The following is a 21,984-nucleotide window of genomic DNA, read 5'->3' on the forward strand; positions in this document are numbered from 1 at the left end:
CCTGCGCGAGGTCCTGCGCGGCTTCGTCGCACGGGGCGGCCGCGTCGTCGACTCGTCACCCATGTACGGGACGGCGGAGACCGTCGTCGGCGACCTCGGCTCGGAGCTCGGGCTGCTCGCGTCGCTCTTCATCGCGACCAAGGTGTGGACGCAGGGACGGGAGGCCGGTCTGGGCCAGATGGAGCGCTCGTTGCAGCGCTTCCGCGTCAGACGCCTCGACCTCGTACAGGTCCACAACCTGGTGGATTGGCAGACCCACCTCCGCACGCTCCGTGAGTGGAAGGAGACCGGCCGCGTCCGCTACGTCGGCGTCACGCACTACACGGCGAGCGCGCACGACGACCTCGAGCGCGTGTTGCGCGGCGAGCCGCTCGACTTCGTCCAGCTCAATTACTCCCTCGCCGAGCGCGAGGCCGAGCGCCGGCTCCTGCCGCTGGCGCGCGACCGCGGTATCGCCGTGCTGGTGAACCGGCCCTACGCCGATGGCGCGCTGTTCCAGCGCGTGCGGGGTCACCGGCTGCCGCCCTGGGCCGCGGACCTCGACTGCGCGAGCTGGGGCCAGTTCTTCCTGAAGTGGATCCTGGCCCACCCGGCCGTCACCTGCGTGATCCCGGCCACGAGCAAGCCCGAGCACCTCGCCGACAACATGGGAGCGGGCGCCGGCGCCCTGCCTGACAGCGCGGCCCGCGAGCGCATGGCGGCCCACCTCGCCTCGCTGTGATACCGGCCTGGAAGGCGAAGGAAGCGCGCGCGACGCTGCTGGCGTGCGCGTACTTCTTCTTCGCGCTCTGCAGCTGGTTCATCCTGCGGCCGATCCGCGACGAGATGGGCGTCGCAGGCGGGGTCGCGAGTCTGCCGTGGCTCTACACGGGCACGATGGCGGCGACGCTCGCGGCTAACCCGCTCTACTCGTCGCTCGTCGTCAGGTTCCCGGTAAAGCGCTTCATCGCCATCGCCTACCGCACCATCATGGCGCTGGTGATCGGCTTCTTCGTCCTCTTCCGGGTGTGGCCGGACCACGACCTGGCGATCGGGCGGGTCTTCTTCGTCACCTCCAGCGTCTTCAACCTGTTCATCACGGCCATCTTCTGGTCGTTCATGGCCGATCGCTTCCGGACCGACCAGGGAAAGCGCCTCTTCGCGATCATCGGCGTCGGCGGGACGGTGGGGGCGATCGTGGGCTCGGCGGTGACGGCCGCGCTCGCCGAGCGCATCGGCCGCCTGACGCTCCTCCTCGTGTCGGTCGCGATGCTCGAGGCCGCGGTCCAGTGCGTGCTCCATTTCCCGGCGCCCTTCCGTGAGCCCGAGGACGCGGCGCGGGGCGCGCGCGCCGAGGCGGAGCGGCCCATCGGCGGCACGGCCTGGGCGAACGTGACCCACGTGCTGCGCTCGCCCTACCTGATCGGCATCTGCGGCTTCATGCTCCTCTTCACGATCGGGTCGACCTCGCTCTACTTCCACCAGGCGGAGCTCGCGGGCCGCGCGTTCCAGGACCGCGGGGCGCGCACGGCCTTCCTGGCGCGGATGGACCTCGCCGTGCAGTCGCTCACGGTATTCCTCCAGGTCTTCGTCACCGGCCGGCTGCTGCGCGCGATCGGCGTCGGGTCGACCCTGGCGATCCTGCCGCTCGTCAGCGTCGCCGGGTTTGCCGCGCTCGGCGTCGCGTCCGTGCTCCCGGTGCTCGTCGTCTTCTTCGTCCTCCGTCGCGCCCTCAACTTCGGCCTCACCGGCCCGACGCGCGAGGTGCTCTTCACCGTCCTCCCCCGCGAGGACAAGTACAAGGCGAAGAGCTTCATCGACACGTTCGTCTACCGCGGCGGCGACCAGATCGGCGCCTGGTCGTACGCCCTCCTGCTCTGGCTGGGGTTCGGTCAGTCGGCGATCGCGTGGACCGCGGTGCCGCTGTCGGCCGCGTGGCTGGCGCTCGCGCTGTGGCTCGGCCGGAGACAGGCGGCGCTGGCGGAGGGGCAGGCGCAGGCCGCCTAAGAACCTCCGCGGGGGACCGCGACGCAGCTCTCGGCATCGAGATGCAGGTACACCTGCTCACCGCGGCGCGGGCGGACGAAGGGATCGGTCCGGACGCGGAAGGTCGTTTCCCCCACGGTGATCTGACAGTCGTTGAACTCTCCCATGAATGACACGACCTTCACGGAGCCCGCCAGGACGTTGTCCTTCACCTCCGGCGGCGGAGTCTCTCGAAACAGGCGGATATGCTCGGGCCGCACCGAGACGCTGACGGCTTCCCCCGCCGTGAGGGTCGCGAGGACCGTGCACCGGATCGGTCCGTGGAGCGCCGTCTCGACCACGCCGAGGACGTCGCCCCCGGTCTCGACGACCTTGCCGTCCAGGAAGTTCGCCAGCCCGACGAACTCCGCCACGAAGCGGTTGGTCGGCCGATTGTAGATCTCCTGGGGTTTGCCGACCGCCAGGATCTTGCCGGCGCGCATCACGGCGATCAGGTCGGAGAGGGCCAAGGCTTCGCCCTGATCGTGCGTCACGTACAGCGTGGTGATGCGCAGCTGTCGCTGGAGCTGGCGGATCTCGAACCGCATCTCCTCGCGGAGCTTGGCGTCGAGGTTGCTAAGGGGCTCATCGAGCAGCAACACCCGCGGCCGCTTGACCAGGGCTCGCGCCAGCGCGACGCGCTGCTGCTGGCCGCCGGACAGGCGGGGAGCCGGGCGATCCTCGAGACCGGAGAGACCCACGATCTTCAGAACGTCGGCCACGCGCTCCCGGATCTCCGCTCGGGGCCGCTTCTCCACGATCAGCGGAAACGCCACGTTGTCGAAGACCGTCATGTGGGGCCAGATGGCGTAGCTCTGAAAGACCATCCCGATCGAGCGCTTGTTGGGAGGAACGAAGACGCGACGCGCCGAGGAAAACACGGCCTGGTCCCCGATGACGATCTCCCCGGTTTCGGGCTTCTCCAGCCCGGCGACGCAGCGCATCGTGGTGGTCTTCCCGCACCCGCTCGGCCCCAGCAGCGTGAAGATCCGACCCTCGGGAATCTCGAAGCTCACGCCGTCCACGGCCGCCAGCCGGCTGCGTTCCGTCTCGAACGCTTTTCTGAGCCCCACGACTCTGATCATCGCCCGCTTCCGCTCCGGCTACGCAACCCGCTTCCGCTCCGGCTACGCAACCCGTTTCCGCTCCGGCTACGCAACCCGTTTCCGCTCCCGCCTCCCAACCCGCGACGACGCCCGCTCATTGCACGAGGCCGACCTTGGCTCCCAGTCGGCGGGCCACCGCCGCCATGAGAACCAACAGCAGCACCATCATCGCGCCCAGCGCGGCCACGTAGTTGTACTGCCCACCCTCCCACATGTCAAACGCGAGGATGGAGAGCACGATGCTCTGGGGCGAGTAGAGCAGGATGGAGGAGGACAGCTCCCGCAGCGAGACGATGCTGACGTAGATCCACCCCGCCACGAACCCCGGCATGAGGAGCGGCAGGATGATCCGCTGGAAGGCCTGCCGCCAGGAGCTTCCGCACGCCAGCGCGGCCTCCTCCAGCTCGTCGTTGATCTGGATCATCGAGGCCGACGCGGTGCGGATCCCGTACGGCATGAACCGGGTGATGTACGCGATCAGGAGGAGCCAGAAGGTGCCGTAGATGACGGGCATGAGCGCGAGAGTGACCCAGATCAGACTGACCCCGAGCACGATGCCGGGAAAGGCGATGGGGATGAAGGCGAGGTTGTCCAGCAGCGCCCGGCCGGGGATCTTGGACTTCACGGTGATCCAGGCCACGACCGACGTGAGGAGCATGACCGCGGTCGCCGAACCGGCCGCCAGATAGAAGCTGTTCGTGAAGGCCTGCAGCGCCATGGGATAGTTCAGCACGTAGCGATAGGCCTCGAGCGTGGCCCGCTGCAGGAGCTCCCGCGAGGGGACGCCGTAATACGGGGTGACCGACACCCAGAGCAGGACGAAGACAGGCAGGGCCACGGTGACGACGAAGATGAGCATCGCGCCGCCACAGGCAAGATACCGCCACCGTCCGAGATCGATGACCCGGGGCCGGTACCCCTTGCCGGTGATGGTGGCGAACCGCTCTCCGTGCCTCGTGATCCGGCGATAGATCAACACGCCCGTCGTGCTCAGCAACAGCAGCGTGATCGCGTAGGAGCCCGCCAGGCCGAAGTCGGAGGGGAACTGGTGAATCGCCAGGAAGATCTTGGAGGTGAAGACCGGCATGCCGGCCGGAATCCCGATGAGGGCGGGGACCTCGAAGGACTCGATGGCCCGGACGAACATGATGAGCATGGTGCTCATCATGGCCGGCCTCATCAACGGCAGCGTCACCCGGCGAAGGGTGGTGAAGGTCCGGGACCCGGCGATGATCGACGCCTCCTCCAGGGACATGTCCATGGATCGGAACGCGGCCGCCATGAGGAGAAAGACCAGCGGATAGAGGTGGGTGGCCTCCACCCAGATCATTCCCCCCAGGGTGTAAACGTTGAAGGGTCCCGCCGTGAGGCCCAACGTGTCCCTCACGAGCAGGTTGATCAGCCCGATCCGGGGGGAGAGCAGGAACAGCCAGGAGATCGTGTTCAAAATCCCGGGGATGATGAATGGCACGAGCGCCACCACGGTGATCAGGCCGCGCAGCGGCGTATTGGTCCGCTCCGTCACCCACGCGAGGTAGGCGCCGATCAGGAAGGAGACCAGGCAGGTCCCGGCGGCGTAGACGATCGAATTCAGGAAGAGACGATAGAGCGCGGGATCGAGGTAGGCCCGGGCGTAATTCGCCAGGGTATACGTCGCGCCGGGCTCGCCCACAGCGCCGCTCCGGAAGCTGCCGTAGACGAGCATGCCCAGGGGAACGACGGTCAGGTATGCGACCAGGAGCACCGCGCCCGGCAGGACGAGGACGCGAGCGTCGAGCTGTCGGTTCACCTCATTGGGCCCCGAGCGGAACAACCAGCTTGGCTATAGGCCCGTCGGGCGGAAGATGTCACGCCAGTCCTTGATCACCTGGGACGCGCGATCGGGACCGACCACGCCGACGCCCTGGAGCTTCAATTGTTTCGGGTTCACGCTCCACCCCAGCTCGAGCTCGGGATGCGCCGGGATCCGCCCGAACGCCTTGATCATGGCTTGGCCTTCCCTGGACGCGATGAACTCGACGAAGAGCTTGGCCGCGTTGACGTTCTGGGCCTTGGCCGCGATCAGGATCGGATGGAGCTCGGCCGGGATGGGATCCGTCGTGGTGACCCACTCGACCGGTGCGCCCTTCTGCTTCAACTCTTCGATCCGGTGGGCATAGACGAGGCCGAGAGGGAACTCCCCCGCGGTGAGGAGCTGGGCGATCAAGGTATGGCCCTTGCGCCATTGGATCGTCTGACCTGCCAAGGCCCGACCGTATTTCTCCGCCTTTTCCCTGCCCCACGCATCCTGAAGCGCCAGGTACCAGGGATGGTCTTCCGGGTCCATGGCGAACTTCCCTTTCCACTTCGGGTCCAGCAGGTCGTCCCAGCTCTTGGGAGCCTCGGCCTTGGCGACCAGCTTGGTGTTGTAGCCGAGGACGAAGTAGTTGTCGTAGATGTCCACCCAGTAGCCTTCCGGGTCCACGAATCCCTTGCGATACGCCTTCGCCGACGGCGGAAGGTACGGCTGGGCCAGCTTGTTGGCCTTGATGAACCCGGCCTCGAACGCGTTCACGGCCACGACGTCGAAGAAGAACTTGCCCGCCCGCGTCTCCGTCTGGATCTTGTTGAGCACCTTCTCGGACGACCCCCGCCACAACTCCGGCTTGATGAAGGGATACTTCTTCCTGAACGCGTCGAGCAGGGGCTGCGAGTCGTCGATGTTCATCGACGTGTACCACGTGAACCGGCCCTCTTTCCGTGCGGACTCCACGATGGGATCCTGAGCGCCGACGGGAAGGCTTGCCGCCATCGCCAGCACCACGAGACCCAGCACGACAACCCGCCTCATTTCCTTCTCCTTTCGCGCTCCGGCGACGCTACGCTCCGAACAGCTCCGTGAAGCGCTTCTTGATCTCCTCGTTGCGGCGTTCGAGGTCGTCGGGGTCAACCGGGGGCAGGAGCTTGAGCTCGTTGAGCCGCGGTTTGTCGGCGGGGTAGCTGACGTCCGGGTTCGGGACGTAGGCACCCTCCTCGTCAGCCATGAGCTGCTGGACCGGTTTGGAGAAGAGAAAATCGCTGAACAGCCGAGCGGCGTTCGGGTGGGGGGCGGCGTTGAGGATCGTCACTGGGATGGTGATGAGGGGCACACCCTCCTGAGGGTAGACGATCTCCACGGCGTTGCCCTTCTGCCGCTGAGTGTAGACAAAGTACTCGGCGCCGTTGACGCCCACCGCGCGCTCGCCCGACGTCACGACCTGATACGGGTCGTGGACCGACTGGACGATCATGGGTTTCTGCTGGGCGAGCTGCTTCCAGTAGTCCCAGCCGTAGAGGTTCACCAGCGCGTAGATTTGAGTCAAGACGCTGCCCGAGTAGCCCGGGTGGGCCGTCACCAGCTTGCCCTTCCACTTCGGGTCGAGGAGATCCTTCCAGCTCCGGGGCGCGTCACTCTTGGCGACGAGCTTGGGATTGTACTGGACGATCACCGGGAAGGCCCGCCAGGCGAAGGCCATGCCGTCGGTGTCCTTGAACGCGTCCGGGAACCGATCGGCGCCCTGGGGCGTGTAGCGGGCCAGCATGCCCCGGCGCTTCAGCAGCGGGATGTGGCCGCTGTCGGCCGTCTCGAACACGTCGCAGTTCTTGATCCCGGCCGAGGCCTCCTGGAGCAGCCGCTGGAGCATTCGCTCGCCACCCCCGCGGTGCACCTCGACTTTGAGCCCGGAGTGGTGCTGCTCGAACATCTTGGCCACGCGCTCGGCCACCTTGACCGCGGCCACCGTGTACCAGACGACCTTCCCTTCCTTCCTGGCCGCGTCGAGGCTCGCGTCCTGGGCCCAGGTGGGGCCGGCGCTGGCCACGGCCCATCCAACAGCGATCACGACGGTGAGGAGCGGACGCTTCGGCATGACCCTTTCCCCTATCGCCCCTGATCGGAGTAGAGACGGTCGATGAACCCGGACTCGTCCAGCTCCTTGAGGAAGCGCAGCTCGACGAACTGTTCGGGTTTGGCGCTCCCGATCTTCGGGTTCTTGGGCGCCAGCTCGTCCATCACGAACTGGAGCCCCTTCAGCGTCGGATACGGCTTCCGTTGGATGATCTTCAGGGCGTACTCGTTGTACGCCGCTTCCAGCTCGTCCCGTTCGCCTGACCGGAAATATTTCGCGATGATCTTGAGACTCTCCTCCTTGTTGGTTTTGAGAAACGCGATGCCCTCCACGTAGGCGCGGAGGAACCTCCGCACAGTCTCCGGGCGCGCTTGAATGAAGGCTCGCGTCGTGGCGAGCGTGAGCTGCTGGTACTCGATCGCCTCCGCGCTCAGATCCAGGAGGGCCCTGAACCCGGCCTTCTGGGCCCGGATCGTGGCGGGCAGGGACAGGACGGCGGCATCCACGCCGCCCGCCATGAGGGCCTGAAGTCGAGCCGGCTGACTTCCGATCTGGAGCAGCGCCACGTCTTTGTCCGGAGCCATCCCCCACCTCTCGAGCGCGACCTGCATGGCCAGATAGCCGGACCCCCCGATGGTGGCCACCGCTGCCTTCTTCCCCCGGAGCTGTTGGGGTCGGATGATCTCCTTGGCGACGATGATCTTGTACTCGAGGAGGTTGACCACGCCGGCCAGGATGACCACGCCGGAGCCGGCGACATGACTGGAGACGACGTGAGAGCCACCGACCTGGGCGATGGGGACGTCACCGGCCACCAGGGCCGCCATCGCCTTGGCCCCGCCCTCGATGAAGGACAGCTCGACCTCGAGGCCATACCTTTCGAAGAAGCCGGCTTCCTTCGTGACCCAGATCGGGACGGTGGATCCACTGATCGACCCATAGGAGGCGCGGATGCGCTCGGCCGCGCTCGCCTCCATCGTACCGGCCGCGAGCGCGAGCGACGCACCCACCAGCAGAGCGAACCCGCGCATCTCGATGATCTCGCCCCCGCGACGGTCCGGTCTCGAAACGAACGCCGGCTACCGACTTCTCCCGGCCGCCCCGACGGCCCGTCGTTCCCCACCGTACTCCGGAGCGTCCTCCAGGTACACCACGGAATCGTAGCCGAGCAGCTTGAACAGCCGGTTCTGGGCCGACAGCAGCACGAGCGGCTCGTTGCCGGTGTTGAAGTGCTGGTGGATGGTGTTCTGCGGGACATAGACGACGTCGCCGGCGGCGAACTTCCACCGGCTCGATTCCTTGCTCACGCGGGCATAGTACTGGTCGGCGATCTCCGCCTGCACGTCCCAGTGGAGGCTTTCGCCGCGACCGGAGATCACGTACAGCGCTTCGTCGGCCATGTGCCAGTGCTTGGCGGACCGGCTACCCACCGGGATCTCCTGCTGGTAGATGTCCATGCTGAAGGCGCGGAAGTCCGTCCGCTGCGGCGACGACAGCACCCGCACGCGCCCGTCGCGCGTCGTCTCCCAGCGCGTGTCGGCCGGCTTCAGCACCTTCTTGCGCTGGTCCACCCCGGCGGTCCACAGGCGCCCCCACTCTTCCCGCGCCCCGTAGAGCTCCTCGTTCTTCACGGGGCCGCTCCGCCCCTGCTGCCAGAGGCCGAGGTACATCCACGCGGCCTTTGCTTTCATGATGAGGGCGACCGCCTTGCGGTCGGGATCGGCGTTGAAGTGCCGGTGCACCGAATCGTTGTGGACGACGACCAGGTCGTCCTTCTCCCAGTCGTAGCGCTTGGCGTCGTGGATCTCGTAGCCCCGCCCTTCCAGGATGTAGAACAACGCCTCGTTCTGGTGGCCGTGGCCGTGATTCGAGCCTCCCGGGAAGAGCTCGACGAAGTGGAGCTGGATCGTCTGGGTCAGGAACGGGTCGTCACCTGGCCCCAGCATCCACCACGTGCGCGACTCATGCGAGTCGCCGGAATGGGCGACGCTCGCGTCGTCGACGATGGTGCCCGCCTTGCGAACCCGGGGCGCGGTCCGCTGTCGTCGCAGGAAATCCCCGAGCCCGTAGACCTGCGACGCGATCCCCTTCAGGAAAACCCGGCCGTCCTCGCCCATCGGCTCCTCCCTACCCGCGCCCGCGCGTCGGCTGGGTTGCGGGCGATATTCAGTCGCGGCGATTCAGTAGCGGTCGGCGACCCGCAGCTTGGTTGGCGCCTCCAGCTCGTCCCAGTCGTTTCCGATGACCACATCCACCAGGGCCGGCCTCATGCTGGCCAGGGCGCGGCGGTAGGCCGGGATCAGATCCGCCGGCTTCTCCACGCGCTCGCCATGGGCGCCCAAGGCCCGGGCCACCTCGCCGAGGTCCGGTATGTAGAGCTTGGTCCCGATGAACCGGTCCGCGAAGTGCTCGTGCTGCTTGCGCAGCATGTTGCCATAGACGCCGTTGTGAGGGACGACGATCACGATCGGGATATCGTTGGCGACGGCGGTGGCGATCTCGCCCACCACCATCATCATCGCGCCATCCCCGGTGACGGAGACCACCTGCCGGCCGGGATGCGCGATCTTGGCGGCCATCGCCATGCAAAGGGCGCTGCCCATGATGCTGTAGTCGCCCGGCTCCAGGATCGGCTCGTAACAGGGGAACCCGTACACGAACCAGCCGTGGGTCGCCCCGGACTCGGCGGCCACGATGGCGTCGCGATCGAGCACGCGGCGCAGGTCGCGGAGCATCCGCAAGCGGGTGATAGGAACGCGATCCGAGGTCGCCCCCTCCTCCAGCGATCGCTCCCACTGGGCCCGCAGGGCCGCGATCTCCGCCCGGCGCTCGGGGTTGGTCCGCGGGCCCTGGCCGCGCTCCCTGAGCACCGCCAGCATCTCCTCGAGGACCGAGCGGGCGTCACCGGCGATCCCCAGCTCGACCGGATAGTTCTTGCCGATCTCGGCGGGATCGATGTCCACGTGGACGATGGGTACCTTCTCGGGGACGATCTTGTTGCCGTAGCTGCCGGTCGCGACCTGGCTGAAGGTGCACCCGAAGGCAAGGATGAGGTCAGATCCTTGTACTGTCTCAGCGGCGACCGGGCACCCCGTCGTGCCGATGAGGCCGACGCACAGCGGATGGTCCTCGGGGACGAGCCCCTTGTGGGTGAGAGCGATCGGGATGCCGAGGTACTCGGCGAGCGCGATCATCGCGTCTCGGCCCCGCGCCCACCGGAGCCCCCCGCCGGCGAGGAGCACCGGACGGGACGCCGACAGGAGCAGCTCCACCGCGGCACGGATCTGCGCGGCGTCACCCCGCACGGCGCCCTCCGCCTTGAAGCGGCGCGGCGACGGGATCTCGGGCGCGGCGATCCTGGCCTTCTGGACGTCGCGCGGAAGGCCCAGGTAGACCGGCCCCTTCCGGCCGCTGGTCGCGACCCGGAAGGCCTTCCCGAGGATCTCGACGATCCGATCGGCGCGCTCGATCCGAACCGCGAGCTTGGTCACCGGCTTGTACACCAGCGACTGCTCGATCTCGTGGAAGTTCGACGCCCCCTTGCCGTAGTGGAGCGTACTGACTTCGCCGCACAGGGCCAGCACCGGGGACGACTCGAGGAAGGCCTGGGCCACCCCGCCGATCAGGTTGGTCGCGCCTGGTCCGACGGTGGCGACGCACACCCCCGGGCGGCCCGTCACCCGGGCGTAGCCATCGGCCATGTAGGCGGCGGCCTGCTCGTGCTGCGTCTGGACGTAGCGGATCTGGGGCGAGCGCGCGAGGGAATCCATCAGGTCGAGGATCGAGCTTCCCACCACGCCGAAGACGTGGGTCACGTCCTCGGCTTTCAGATACTCGACAATGATGTCGGCGCCGCTCAGCTGCATGCCGCGACGCCTCCTAGTGCCGTTCCAACTTGTTGATACTAAATCTGTCCACGAACGACGTACACGGTGCCTTCCTAGGCGCGAATAGTTGGAACGGCACTAGCCCAGTCGGAGGGGGGCTCGGCGGCCCCCTCCGAAGCCTCCCCCAGCAAGGATTGCGCGGGCGAAGCCCGCGCTCGAACGGTGCTGACTCCGACGCGCGGCTACAGACCGAGGATGCCGCGCCATTTTCGGAACGTTTCGTCCAGCAATTCGGGGCTCGCCTCGGCCACCGGGGGGAATTCGTCGCGCCACTCCCAGGGACGGCAGGCGTCGATGAGGGCCCGGGAGTTCAAGCCCTTCTGCCCCGGCCGGATCGCGGGGTCGAGAGGGCCACTCCACGCCCGCCGGATGATGTCGATCGAGCGCTCGGGGTCCGAACGCGTCGCCAGCGCCCAGATGACGTCGAAGGTGCTGGTGGGATCGATATCGTCGTCCACCACGATCACGTAGCGCCCGAGATAGTTTCCGGCGGCGCACTGGGAGGCGGCCAGGGCGGCCTGCTTGGCATGGCCCGGATAGGCCTGCTTGATCGAGATGATGTTGAAGAGCCGCCCGCCGCCGGCCTCGTGACACCAGACGCCCTTCACGTTCGGGATTCCCATCTTCTCGACCTGATCCCAGATGAGCGCGGACTTCACGATGCCCTTGCTGAAGGAGTAGTCCGACGGCGGCCGGCTGGGCCGCGCGCACGTCAGGATGGGATCGTCCCGGTGGTAGACGGCCTTGACGCGTACGAACGGCTCGGCGCGCTCGCCGCTGGCGTAGTAGCCCGTCCACTCCCCGAACGGCCCCTCGTCCTTGCCCTCCTTGGGGAGCATCTCGCCCTCATACGCGATCTCGGCGGCGGCAGGGATGGGAAGACCCGTATGGCGCCCCTCGATGACCTCGATCGGCGACCCCTTGAAGCCGCCCGCGTAGTCCAGCTCCGAGAGACCGTAGGGCACCTCGTTGCCCGAGGCGAGGAAGAGTGCCGGGTCCTGGCCGACCGAAACCACCACCGGGCAGGGCGTGCCGCGCTCGAAGTACTTCTGCCGATGGATCCGGCCGTGCTTGCCGGGCGAGATGTAGAGTCCCACGGTCGTCCGGTCGTGAACCATTCCGCGGTACGTCCCGAGGTTGATCCAGCCCTCGTCGGGATCGCGCGTGACGACCAGGCATCCCGTACCGATGTACCGCCCTCCGTCCTTCTCGTGGTGCAGGGGTACGGGGAACTTGAGGAGGTCTACCGTGTCGCCCTCGTCCACGTGCTCGGCGACCGGCCCGTTCTTCACGACTTTCGGTGGGATGGGGTGGAAGTCGCGGATCTTCCGCCGGTAGGCCTGCACCAGCTCGAGACCGCTCTCCACCATGGGAAGTCCCAGCGTGAGCGCCATCCGCTTCACGGAGCAGGTCATCCCGAAGAGCGTCCGGTAGCCCGGTGGGTAGCCGGGCACCCTGTCGAAGAGGATCGCGGGAGGCGGCTGGGGACCGCGCCGATAGAGGAGCTCGGTGACCGCTCCCATCTCGAGCCGCCAGTGGGCCCCCTCGATCTTCCGGAGCTCACCCAGCTCCTCGACCCTCGCCAGCCAGTCCCGGAGATCGCTATAATCCATTCGCCTCGCCTTTCAGGTAATGGCCTGACACGCGGCGCACCTCGGGGCCTCGCGCGGCACGCTACCGGGTGGGTACGCGTGGGTCACCGGTGAGCTCGCGACAATTGTAGAAAGCAAGCGCCGGCAGGGCAAGCGATCTCTGGTTGCTCAATATCCTGGCCTTTTGAGCGTGTCTGGCGTACCTTGCCCAGGCAGGCACCGGAGACCAGCGCGAACGACCGGTAGTAGAGGAGAAAGGCCATGCCAAAGATCAAGCACATCGCCCTTTCTACCCAGGATGTGGACAAGACCGCCACGTTCTACATCGAAGTCTTCGGCATGAAGGAAATCGCCAAGATCGACGGCCCGGGGGCCCGCGGCTACTACCTCAGCGACGGCGATATCAATCTGGCGATCCTCAACTTCAAGAACGATGCGGCAGCCGGGGTCGAGCGCGGCAAGGACTACAGTGGCATCCACCACATCGGTTTTCAGGTCGAGAGCCTGGAAGTGATCGCCGAAAAGCTGGCTGAAGCCGGTTCCGAGCCCCGCGCTGACGTCAACCAGGCCCTCGAGGTGGGCCAGGGCCGTCAACATCATGCCAACGTCGAGGTGAAGTACAGTGGCCCCGACGGGATCATGCTGGACGTCTCGGAGACGGGGTGGGTCGGTACCTCGGGATTTGGCAGCTAGTGCCGTTCCAACTTGTTGATACTAAATCTGTCCACGAACGACGTACACGGTGCCTTCCTAGGCGCGAATAGTTGGAACGGCACTAGAGCCGGGAGCGGCGAGGACCGCCCCGGCGCTCGGCCCGCTACCTCCCCCGCCGCTTGGTGAACCACGCGCCGACCAGGCCGAGGAGCACGCCACCGCCGACGACGGCGGTTGCGAACCCGACCAGGATGAGCCCTAATCGCTCGAGATCCGTCATGTGTTCAACCTCCTACTGCACCCTGGGTGTTCACGTAGAGCGAATAGATCGCCGTGCTCCCGCACATGAAGAGCCGGTTGCGGTAGATGCCGCCGAAGCAGAGGTTCGCGCAGCGCTCGGGCAGATTGATGCGGCCGATGAGCCGGCCATCCGGGTTGAAGATCGACACGCCGTCGAGCCCCTCCTGGCCCATGCCCCAGCCGACCCAAAGGTTGCCGTCCACGTCGCAGCGCATCCCGTCCGGCGTGCCGGGGCCGGCGTCGAGAAGCTTCCGCTTGTTGGTGAGCCGGGTGCCGCCGTCCGCGACGTCGTAGGCCTGGATGACGCGCGGTGAGACACCCGCCTCGATGATGTAGTGCTTCGACTCGTCGGGCGAGAAGGCGAGGCCGTTCGGCCGGTTGATGTCGCCCGCCACGACCGTGATCTGCCCGCTCTTGCCATCCACGCGATACACGTTGGTCGGCAGCTCCGGCTTCGCCACGTAGCCCTCGTAGTAGCCGAGGATGCCGAACGGAGGGTCGGTAAACCAGATCGAGCCATCGGACTTGCACACGATGTCGTTCGGCGAATTGAGGGGCTTGCCTTCGTAGCGGTCGGCGACCGTGGTGATGGCGCCGTCGTACTCGGTGCGCGACACCCGCCGGGTGCCGTGCTCGCAGGTGAGCAGCCGGCCCTGCCGGTCGCGCGTATTGCCGTTGGCGAAGTTCGAAGGCTTGCGGAACACGCTGGCCACGCTGGTCTCTTCGTCCCACCTCATGATGCGGTTGTTCGGAATGTCGCTCCACAGCAGGGAGCGCCCGTCGCCGAACCACACCGGCCCTTCGCACCAGCGGAAGCCGGCCGCGAGCCGCTCGACCTTGGCCAGCGCGAGCCGGTAGCGCGCGAAGCTCTGATCGACGATCTGGATAGACGGGTCCGGGTAGCGCTGACTCGGCTGCCATTGCGCGAACGCGCGCGGCGCCACGGCCAGCGTCGCGGCCGCGGTCCCTGCCGCCAGGAACTCCCTTCTGCTCAGCCCCATAGCGTCCCCCCCGGGTGCTGGATGTGCCGGTGAGACAGGATCATGAACGGCGAGCCGTTCCCCAGTCAATCCCACCCAGCGGCCGGGCGCTTGACCCTGCCGGCTGGCCAACGCTACCTTCGGCGCACCATCTCGAACCTTCACCGGTCCGGCGGTAGGGAGGCCCAGCATGAAGTGTTCCCAGGGCGAGACCGAGGAGCGCGGGACTGCGCGCTTGTCCGGGACAGGCACCCGACCAGAGTCGGTCGGCTCGGAGATGACCTTGGGCTTCTGGTACCCCACCCGCCTGAGCCCGCGCCTGCGCGCCGGAACCCTGCGGCCCGAGATGCTCGCGGGGGTGCCGCTCGTCGTCGGGCGCGACGTCCACGGCGTCCCCTTTGCAATCCGTGACAACTGTCCTCACCGCGGCATGCCCTTGTCCTTCGCGCGCTTCGACGGCGAACTCCTGGAATGCTCCTACCACGGCTGGCGCTTCGATGCGCGGACCGGGAGGTGTCGAGCCATCCCCTCGCTGCCCGCTGGCGCGAAGGTCTCGGTCGAGCGGATCGCGGTCGCCCGGTTCCCTGCCGTCGATCAGGACGGCCAGGTGTGGGTGTACATACCCGATCCCGCCGTCTCCGACGGCGCGGTCCCGGCCGTCCCGATCCTGCCCGTCTTCAGCCCACGCTATCGCCTGACGCACTTCGCGGCGGACGTCCGGTGCGGCTTCGATGAGGCCGTGCTGAGTCTCCTGGATCCGGCCCACGGGCCGTTTGTTCATCAGGCGTGGTGGTGGCGACGGCCGCGCGCAATCTACGAGAAAGAGAAGGTGTTCGAGCCCATCGCCGATGGCTTCCGCGTCCGGCCGCACGCCCCGTCCACCAACAGCGCTCCCTACAAGGTGCTGCGCCTGTACCGACGGCCGGTCGAGACCATCATCGAGTTCAGGCTCCCGAGCACGCGCTTGGAATGGACCACCTGCGGCCCCTATTGGTTTTCTTCCCGTACCGTCGTGACCCCGCTCGATGCGGAGGGCTGCCGGCTGGACTTCTGCGCGGCCTGGAATCTTTTTGGGAGAATCCCGTTCGTGACCGCGCTCTTTCGCTTCTTCGGCCGCAGGTTCCTGCGCCAGGACCAGCGGAACCTCGAACGCCTGGCCCGCGGCCTGCGGCACGACCCGCCGACGATGTTGCTCGGCGATGCTGATCAACCAGCGCGCTGGTACCTCGAGCTGCGCGCGGCGCACCTCAGGGCCCGCCGCAGCGGCCAACCCGTTCAGCATCCGCTGCGGAGTCCGGTGACGCTGCGCTGGCGGAGCTGAGTCTAGATCGGCAGGCAGACGCCCGCCGCCGTCGCGAGCCCCTCGGTTCGCGCCACCCACGTCGGCACGACGAGGTCGACGAACAGCCGGTGGGCTGCTCGCAGGTGCGTGGCCGCCATGCCGGGGTCCCCGGTAGTCGTCCCGAGCTCGGCCAGGGCCAGGTGGGTGCGCCCGACCTCGAACCGGGCTTCGACGGAGCCAAAGGTGCCGAGCGCATCAGTGAAGTGGGTCTTGGCTTCCGTGACGTCCGCCGCGGTCCTGGTGAGCCGTCCGAGGGCGCGCTGGGCCCACCCGACCCCCAGCCCGTACTTCACCTCCCGTGTGATCTCCAGGCCCCGGCCGATGAGGTCACGCGCCTTCTCGGGCTGCCCGGCGAGGAGGCAGCACTCCCCGAGCAGCGCGGTGAACCAGCCCTGGAGCTGCCGATACCAGAACAGGCCCATCTGCTCGGCCGCCTCTTGCAGAAGCGGGATCGCGTGGGCAGCGTCTTCGCGCTCGAGATACGCGTACCCCCAGAACCCCAGCGCCTGAGCCCGCGAGAGCGGATCCGCAGCGAGTTCGAGGCCCCGGCGGCAGGCGGCGATCCCGGCCTCGAAGTCCCCCGCGGCCGCGTGGATCCCACCAAGCGTCGATGCGGCGTAGCTCCTGACGCTCGCGTCGCCGATGGCCTCGCCGACGGCCTCGGCGCGCGTCGCCGCCTCCAGCGCCGGCCGGAGCGCTCCCATGAGGTAGTAGTTGATCGCCATGTAGAAGTGCGTCTGGGCAAGCCAGTAGGGCTGCCGGGTTCGCTCGAGGAGAGCCACCGCACGGCGGCCGCGCTCGATCCCCTCGCGCGGACGGCCGGACCAGTAACTTTCCAGCGTCAGTAGGGCGCAGGCCCGGCCCATCGTCCGCTCGTCCCCGCATCGCTCGGCCTCTTCCAGGGCGCGCTGGACGTTCTCGGCCGACCGGTCCCGATCCCCGAGGAAGTTGTAGGTGAGTCCGAGCGAGAAATGGTAGCGGCAGTTCTGCGCGGTGTCCTGGAGCCGCTGGAGGCGCTCGCCCTGCGCCAGCAGCAGCTCCAGGCTCTCCTGGTTGCGTCCGAGGAAGTTGAGCGACTGGACCTGGCGCAGCGCCAGCTCGAGCACGAGCCGATCGCGGCGTTCCGCGGGCAGGCGCTCGGCACGGGCCAGGGCTTCCCGGAGGGCCGCGGCCGCTTCGGCATGGGAGTGACCCTGCGCGGCCCGGCGCGCGAAGCGCGTGAGGTACTCGATGGCCTTGTCGATCTCCTCGGTACGCGCGTAGTGGTAAGCCAGGCGGTCGTACGTCTCCTCCATCCAATCGGCGTAGAGCGCTTCCAGCGCGCGGCCGGCGGCCGCATGGAGGGCTTGGCGCTGCGGCGTCAACAGCGCCTCGTACGCGACCTCTTGGGTGAGGGCGTGCTTGAAGACGTACGTCGTCTCAGGGGTCCCCGTCGCCTCGTAGAGAAACTCCAGGCGCTTGAGCTCCGAGAGGTGCGGCTCGAGCCCTGTCGAGCCTTCCCAGACTGCCTCCAGGAGCCCGCGCGAGACCTCGCGCCCGAGCACCGCAGCGGTCTGAAGAAGCCGCTTGGACTCGTTGGGGAGCCGATCGATTCGGGCCATGAGCACGGCCTCGACGGTCTCCGGGATCGCGATATCCCCGTGCTCGCTCACGGCCCGGGCGAGCTCCTCCAGAAAGAAGGGATTCCCCTCGGCCTTGTCCAGGATGCGCTGGGCCACGTGATCGGAAATCGGGTTGCTCGCGACCACCGACTGGATGACCGTCAAGCTCTCGCGGTTCGAGAGCGGCCGGAGGGCCAGTTGGGTGGCATAAGACTTCTCGATCCAGGGGGGGCGATACCCTGGCCGGTAGGTCGTGACGAGCAAGATGGGCGCGCCGGCGAGGCTCTCCACGAACGAGGTGAAGTACTCCTCCGAGGTCTTGTCGATCCAGTGGAGATCCTCGACTACGAAGATCAGCGGCCGCTGGCGGCTGCCGTTGAGGGCCATCTGCCGGAGGAATTCGAAGGTCCGCGCCTTGATCGCCTCCGGCGTGAGCACGGCCAGTGGGTCCGGGTCGACCTTGACTCCCAGGAGATGAAGGAGGCAGGCGACCGCCTGTGCGTCTGTTCCCACCTCCTGAAGACCGAGACGAATCTTTTCCGCAACGACCTCTGACGGGTCGAGATCGGCGATCCCGCAGGAGCTCCGCAGATGGTCGAGCACGGGAAGATAGGGGATGGTGCTTCCGTAGGAGAGGCAACGCGCTTCCAGGTAGGTGAGCCGTTTGCCCGCGAGCCTCCGCTGGAACTCGTAGAGTAGCCGCGATTTGCCTACCCCGGGCTCCCCTACGATGCCGACGACCTGCCCCTGCCCTGCCTCGGCCTGCTTCAAGAGATCGTCGAGGGCGGCGAGTTCCCGCTCGCGACCCACGAAGCGACTGAAAGGACGCTCGCCGACCGCCTCCAGGGACGATCGCCGAGGGGCGAGACCCACCAGCCGGTAGGCGGTGACGGGTTCAGTCTTCCCTTTGACGGCAAGCAGCTCGATCGTCTCGGCACGCACGAAGCCCCGGACGAAGCGCAAGGTGGCCTCACTGATCAGGATCGCCCCGGGCTCCGCCAGTTGCTGGAGCCGGAAGGCCAGGTGGGTCGTGTCGCCCACCGCGGTGTAGTCCATGCGCAGGTTGTCGCCGATCTTCCCGACCACGACGGCTCCGGTATTGAGCCCCATCCGAACCGTGAGCTCGTCGCCAGGCCCTGGCGCGATGGTGGCGCGTTGCTCCTTCAGACGTCGCTGGATGGCCGACGCGGCGAGCACCGCCCGTCGAGCGTGGTCCTCGTACGCGATAGGGGCCCCGAACAGGGCCATGAATCCATCGCCCAGGAACTGATTGATCGTCCCCTCGTACCGGTGCACCTCGCCCAGCGCGAGCTCGAAGAAGCGGCTCAGGAGCGTGTGCATCGCCTCGGGCCCCAGGCGCTGGGCCAGCGCCGTCGACCCCGCGATGTCGCAGAACAGCACCGTGACCTGCTTGCGTTCGCCCTCCAGCGCGCTCTTGGAGACGAGGATCTTCTCGGCCAGGTGTTTGGGTGTGTAGGTCTCGGGCGAGCCAAACCGCGACGCGGCCTCGGCGGGACCTGCTTCGCCGATGGCCTGGCCACACTGGTTGCAGAATCGGCTTCCCGGCGCGTTCCCGTGACCGCAAGAGGCGCAACGCAGTTCGAGTCGTGCGCCGCAGACCTTACAGAACCTCGCGCCTTGCGGATTCTCCTGCTCGCACTGGGGACACTTCATCCCGGACCTCCCGACAGCCGAGCCCGGAAAGGATCGGTGCGGTGTGGGAAGAGTAGCACCGAAACCCTCGCCACGCCGCGGCGGCCGGCCGCAAGCCCCTTGACGGAGAGCCCCTTTGGGCAGATTCTCGGGCGCGTCGAGAGACGAGAGGAGCTTGGACATGAGGACGACAAAAGGGTTGTACTCAGGCTTGGTAGCGGTCGGCCTCGCCCTGCTTGTGGCCCCCTCGCCGGCCCCGCTGAGCGCCCAGCCGAGCACCGGCTCAGGCGTCAGCATCGGCGGCAACGATCTCGGCGGCGTCGTCACCGGACCGAACGGGCCGGAAGCCGACGTCTGGGTGATCGCGGAAACGACCGACCTTCCCACCAAGTTCGCCAAGATCGTGGTCTCCGACGATCGCGGGCGCTACGTCATGCCCGATCTTCCCAAAGCCAGTTACAGCGTGTGGGCAAGTTCGTCAACCTTCGCGTCCCCTATCCCATGGGCTTCTACGCCAAATGGGTGGATGGGCGGATCGACGATCCGAATGCCGGCTGGAAGGGCAAGGCACTGTGGTCGACCTACGCCACGCGCACACCCTTCCACGTCGAAGGCGGCAAAGGGACGACCAGCAAGGTCGTGAAGTTCCAGCTTCGCCCCGATCCGCTCGCGAGGTGACCGGACCACGGCGAAGGGGTGAGCGGCGGAACCCGCTAACCCCTCGCGGCCCCTCATCCGCTATGATCGTAGCCGGATGGCGCCGCAGGGGCCTCCCCAGCCGGGGGCGTTTCACGCCCTCGTCCTCTACACGCTCGTCGGCGCGTTGCTCTATGCCGGCTATGAGGCGTGGAGCTGGCCGGCCGTGGCGCCGCTCGCCCGTCGGCCTCCGGCGACGACGGCCTTCATCGAGCGCTCCCGGGCCCAGCAGCGGGAGGCGAGCCGCCCCCGCCGCGTGGCCTGGACCTGGGTCGACTATGCCCGTATCTCTCCCCATCTCAAGCGCGCGGTCCTGGTCGCCGAGGACATCAAGTTCTTCTCGCACCGGGGCTTCGACACGGCGGAGATCGGGCAGGCGCTCCGGGAGGCGCTGGAGGCGGGGGAGCGACCACGGGGCGCCTCGACCCTCACCCAGCAGCTCGCCAAGAACCTGTGGCTGTCGCCATCCCTCAACCCCGTCCGCAAGGTCAAGGAGGCGGTTCTGACCTGGCAGCTCGAGCGCGCGCTCTCGAAGCGACGCATTCTCGAGCTCTACCTCAACGTCGTCGAGTTCGGCCCGGGCCTCCACGGCGTCGAGGCCGCCAGCCGTCGCTACTTCGGCAAGGCCGCCGCCGAGCTGAGCGAGGACGAGGCGGTCCAGCTGGCGGCCACCCTGCCCAAGCCCTCCTCCTGGCACCCGGGCGCCACCAGCCGCGCCTATCGCCGGTACGTGGAGATCATCAAGCGCCGGATGGCGACCGCCGAGTTCCTCTGGCGGCATATCTGACCCCGCGCTTCATCGTTCGCCTCCGCCGATCGCGGCGCGCCGGTGCCCTCAACCCGCGTATCGAGAGCCTGCGGAGCGGTGAGCAGGAGGCGGTGTCCGTTCCTAGATCAGGAACGTCGTGCCCACGCTGTTCGGCACAAACGCGTCGGGAAGGGCCCGCGCAATTTCGTGCGTGGCCTTCCATCCGGTACAGTGCGACGGGACGACGAGCTTGGGCGCGATCGCCTTGAGTGCCTCGACCGTCGGGGGAATCAACGGCTCGAAGAGTCGCCCGGTCAGGTGAAAACCACCGAGGAGAGCATGGATCCGTCCCACCCCAGTGAGGGCCATCGCATGACGTAGGACATTGATGATACCCGCGTGGCCGCAACCGGTGAGAACGACCAGCCCCTTGCCGCTCACATTCATGCCGACCGCTTGGTCGTCGTGGATCAGGGGATCGGGTCGCCATTCGCCGTTGGCTTGCGCAAAATGCGCGGGGAGTCCCTTCTCGAACTCGGTGGTTCGGGCGATCTCACCGGTGACCAAGGCGAGGCCACCCAGGAGGAGGGACGCGCCCCGCTCTTCCAGAATTTGGACGCCCTCCTGTTCGATCCCGTGCCGGTCAGGGGGCGGGAGCAGTATCTCCCGCGCGTCGGGGAGCACGATCTTCCTCCGCAGGAAGGCCTCCGGGTGCAGCACCAGCGGTAGGCGCCGGCGTCCCGTCCGTGAGAGCAACCCCATCAGGCCCGCCACGTGATCGGCGTGCCCGTGGCTCAGCACAATAGCGTGCAAGTCCCGGGGGCGGATCTCAAGGACGTCCATATTGTGGGTCAAACTATCCTTCGTAAGGCCCGCGTCGAAGAGAAAGGATTCTCGGCGATTGTCGCAGCTGATCGTCACGAGGCTGGAGAAGCCGTGCTCAGCGCGGAGGGTGGTTCGGCCTTCCCCGAGACGTCCGGCGATGTCGACCCGACGGACCGTCTCGGTCCCCGCCATCAGCAGGTCCAGCGCGAGGTCGAGAACGGTCAGAATCTCGACGCGGTCGACTGCCGGAAGCGACACGGTGGCTGTCATAGGCTGATCCGCCCCCTGCCCAGCGGTGGCGAGATCACCTCTGGTCGGCTTGGCGCTGCCTCCAGGATCAGGTACGTGATGGGCGCGTTGGTGACCTTCTTGATCTCGTCGATATTAGGTGGTCGCGGCCTGCGGGCGTCCGTAGCTGATCGGATCGCTCGCGATCACGCCGGCCTCCCTCCCCTTGGTGCCGGGCAGCGTGGCGCTTCGAGCGACCAAAGTCAAGGGTCTGATCGGCCGTGGCGAGGTGGTCGCTCACGGTAGAGGCTGAATCCCTTCACCGCATCGACCCATCCTAAGACCAGCAGTTCGACCTGAACGTCCTCGGTCTGATCCTCGCTTCAAAGGAAGCGGTAAGGCATTTCGACTCCGCGGGCGGCAGCATCATCAATATCAGCTCGAGCGCCAGCACCCTCACGCTTCCGAACACCGCGGTCTACAGCGCCACCAAGGCGGCCGT

The 21,984-nt window shown here is 67.3% G+C and carries 17 protein-coding genes and 1 pseudogene; 7 read left to right on the forward strand and 11 right to left on the reverse strand.

The window, feature by feature from the left end:
• Positions 1 to 721, forward strand: a 721-nt coding sequence (locus VGV13_05500) for an aldo/keto reductase (protein ID HEV8640535.1), incomplete at its 5' end; no start/stop codon positions are given.
• Positions 718 to 1,986, forward strand: a complete 1,269-nt coding sequence (locus tag VGV13_05505) for an MFS transporter (GenBank protein HEV8640536.1) — start codon at positions 718 to 720, stop codon at positions 1,984 to 1,986. The genes VGV13_05500 and VGV13_05505, both read left to right, overlap by 4 nt.
• On the opposite strand, the gene VGV13_05510 is transcribed toward VGV13_05505, so the two are convergent.
• The 8 genes from VGV13_05510 to VGV13_05545 all read right to left on the reverse strand — a co-directional run bounded on the left by VGV13_05510 (position 1,983) and on the right by VGV13_05545 (position 12,476).
• The gene (locus VGV13_05510; GenBank protein HEV8640537.1) at positions 1,983 to 3,089 is read right to left on the reverse strand and encodes an ABC transporter ATP-binding protein; all 1,107 of its coding nucleotides are present in this window, start codon (positions 3,087 to 3,089) and stop codon (positions 1,983 to 1,985) included. The two genes, VGV13_05505 and VGV13_05510, sit on opposite strands and share 4 nt — an antisense overlap.
• 115 nt (positions 3,090 to 3,204) lie before the next feature.
• Positions 3,205 to 4,899 (reverse strand): iron ABC transporter permease, encoded by a 1,695-nt coding sequence (locus VGV13_05515; protein HEV8640538.1) that lies wholly within the window; start codon positions 4,897 to 4,899, stop codon positions 3,205 to 3,207.
• Positions 4,900 to 4,932: 33 nt separating this feature from the next.
• Positions 4,933 to 5,940, reverse strand: a complete 1,008-nt coding sequence (locus VGV13_05520) for an extracellular solute-binding protein (protein HEV8640539.1) — start codon at positions 5,938 to 5,940, stop codon at positions 4,933 to 4,935.
• 28 nt (positions 5,941 to 5,968) lie between these two features.
• On the reverse strand, positions 5,969 to 6,997 hold the full coding sequence (locus VGV13_05525; GenBank protein HEV8640540.1) for an extracellular solute-binding protein: 1,029 nt from the start codon (positions 6,995 to 6,997) through the stop codon (positions 5,969 to 5,971).
• Positions 6,998 to 7,008: 11 nt separating this feature from the next.
• Entirely contained in the window at positions 7,009 to 8,007 is a 999-nt protein-coding gene (locus tag VGV13_05530) for an ABC transporter substrate-binding protein (protein ID HEV8640541.1), read from the reverse strand.
• Positions 8,008 to 8,055: 48 nt separating this feature from the next.
• Positions 8,056 to 9,093: a cupin domain-containing protein gene (locus VGV13_05535; GenBank protein ID HEV8640542.1), complete on the reverse strand. Its 1,038-nt coding sequence runs from the start codon at positions 9,091 to 9,093 to the stop codon at positions 8,056 to 8,058.
• A gap of 63 nt (positions 9,094 to 9,156) precedes the next feature.
• Positions 9,157 to 10,842, reverse strand: a complete 1,686-nt coding sequence (locus tag VGV13_05540; GenBank protein ID HEV8640543.1) for a thiamine pyrophosphate-binding protein — start codon at positions 10,840 to 10,842, stop codon at positions 9,157 to 9,159.
• A 203-nt stretch (positions 10,843 to 11,045) separates the two neighbouring features.
• Entirely contained in the window at positions 11,046 to 12,476 is a 1,431-nt protein-coding gene (locus tag VGV13_05545; GenBank protein ID HEV8640544.1) for a UbiD family decarboxylase, read from the reverse strand.
• A 240-nt stretch (positions 12,477 to 12,716) separates the two neighbouring features.
• Between VGV13_05545 and VGV13_05550 the strand changes: the two genes are divergently transcribed.
• Positions 12,717 to 13,148 carry a VOC family protein gene (locus tag VGV13_05550; protein HEV8640545.1) on the forward strand — a complete coding sequence of 144 codons (432 nt, stop codon included), beginning with the start codon at positions 12,717 to 12,719 and terminating at the stop codon, positions 13,146 to 13,148.
• Between the two features lie 245 nt (positions 13,149 to 13,393).
• Here VGV13_05550 and VGV13_05555 read toward each other — a convergent pair whose 3' ends face one another.
• Positions 13,394 to 14,410, reverse strand: coding sequence for an SMP-30/gluconolactonase/LRE family protein (locus VGV13_05555; protein HEV8640546.1), 1,017 nt, complete (start codon positions 14,408 to 14,410; stop codon positions 13,394 to 13,396).
• Positions 14,411 to 14,666: 256 nt separating this feature from the next.
• On the opposite strand from VGV13_05555, the gene VGV13_05560 reads away from it, so the two are divergent.
• Positions 14,667 to 15,710 (forward strand): Rieske 2Fe-2S domain-containing protein, encoded by a 1,044-nt coding sequence (locus VGV13_05560; GenBank protein HEV8640547.1) that lies wholly within the window; start codon positions 14,667 to 14,669, stop codon positions 15,708 to 15,710.
• A 2-nt stretch (positions 15,711 to 15,712) separates the two neighbouring features.
• On the opposite strand, the gene VGV13_05565 is transcribed toward VGV13_05560, so the two are convergent.
• Positions 15,713 to 19,006 (reverse strand): AAA family ATPase, encoded by a 3,294-nt coding sequence (locus VGV13_05565; GenBank protein ID HEV8640548.1) that lies wholly within the window; start codon positions 19,004 to 19,006, stop codon positions 15,713 to 15,715.
• A gap of 444 nt (positions 19,007 to 19,450) precedes the next feature.
• Between VGV13_05565 and VGV13_05570 the strand changes: the two genes are divergently transcribed.
• Positions 19,451 to 19,663, forward strand: a complete 213-nt coding sequence (locus VGV13_05570; protein HEV8640549.1) for a hypothetical protein — start codon at positions 19,451 to 19,453, stop codon at positions 19,661 to 19,663.
• 76 nt (positions 19,664 to 19,739) lie between these two features.
• Complete coding sequence (gene mtgA / locus VGV13_05575) at positions 19,740 to 20,468, forward strand: monofunctional biosynthetic peptidoglycan transglycosylase (protein HEV8640550.1); 729 nt, start codon at positions 19,740 to 19,742, stop codon at positions 20,466 to 20,468.
• Between the two features lie 102 nt (positions 20,469 to 20,570).
• Here the strand turns inward: mtgA and VGV13_05580 are convergent, their stop codons facing one another.
• Complete coding sequence (locus VGV13_05580; GenBank protein HEV8640551.1) at positions 20,571 to 21,524, reverse strand: MBL fold metallo-hydrolase; 954 nt, start codon at positions 21,522 to 21,524, stop codon at positions 20,571 to 20,573.
• Positions 21,525 to 21,826: 302 nt separating this feature from the next.
• Between VGV13_05580 and VGV13_05585 the strand changes: the two are divergent.
• Positions 21,827 to 21,984, forward strand: a pseudogene (locus VGV13_05585) (SDR family NAD(P)-dependent oxidoreductase).

It is taken from the genome of Candidatus Methylomirabilota bacterium, from assembly GCA_036001065.1.
GTDB lineage: Bacteria > Methylomirabilota > Methylomirabilia > Rokubacteriales > CSP1-6 > MNEF01.

Coding starts and splice junctions, on each gene's coding strand:
- VGV13_05535 (HEV8640542.1), bottom strand. CDS start 9,093: ATGGGCGAGGACGGCCGGGTTTTCCTGAAGGGGATCGCGTCGCAGGTC.
- VGV13_05580 (HEV8640551.1), bottom strand. CDS start 21,524: ATGACAGCCACCGTGTCGCTTCCGGCAGTCGACCGCGTCGAGATTCTG.
- VGV13_05510 (HEV8640537.1), bottom strand. CDS start 3,089: ATGATCAGAGTCGTGGGGCTCAGAAAAGCGTTCGAGACGGAACGCAGC.
- VGV13_05540 (HEV8640543.1), bottom strand. CDS start 10,842: ATGCAGCTGAGCGGCGCCGACATCATTGTCGAGTATCTGAAAGCCGAG.
- VGV13_05555 (HEV8640546.1), bottom strand. CDS start 14,410: ATGGGGCTGAGCAGAAGGGAGTTCCTGGCGGCAGGGACCGCGGCCGCG.
- VGV13_05525 (HEV8640540.1), bottom strand. CDS start 6,997: ATGCCGAAGCGTCCGCTCCTCACCGTCGTGATCGCTGTTGGATGGGCC.
- VGV13_05560 (HEV8640547.1), top strand. CDS start 14,667: ATGACCTTGGGCTTCTGGTACCCCACCCGCCTGAGCCCGCGCCTGCGC.
- mtgA (HEV8640550.1), top strand. CDS start 19,740: ATGGCGCCGCAGGGGCCTCCCCAGCCGGGGGCGTTTCACGCCCTCGTC.
- VGV13_05545 (HEV8640544.1), bottom strand. CDS start 12,476: ATGGATTATAGCGATCTCCGGGACTGGCTGGCGAGGGTCGAGGAGCTG.
- VGV13_05530 (HEV8640541.1), bottom strand. CDS start 8,007: ATGCGCGGGTTCGCTCTGCTGGTGGGTGCGTCGCTCGCGCTCGCGGCC.
- VGV13_05565 (HEV8640548.1), bottom strand. CDS start 19,006: ATGAAGTGTCCCCAGTGCGAGCAGGAGAATCCGCAAGGCGCGAGGTTC.
- VGV13_05550 (HEV8640545.1), top strand. CDS start 12,717: ATGCCAAAGATCAAGCACATCGCCCTTTCTACCCAGGATGTGGACAAG.
- VGV13_05520 (HEV8640539.1), bottom strand. CDS start 5,940: ATGAGGCGGGTTGTCGTGCTGGGTCTCGTGGTGCTGGCGATGGCGGCA.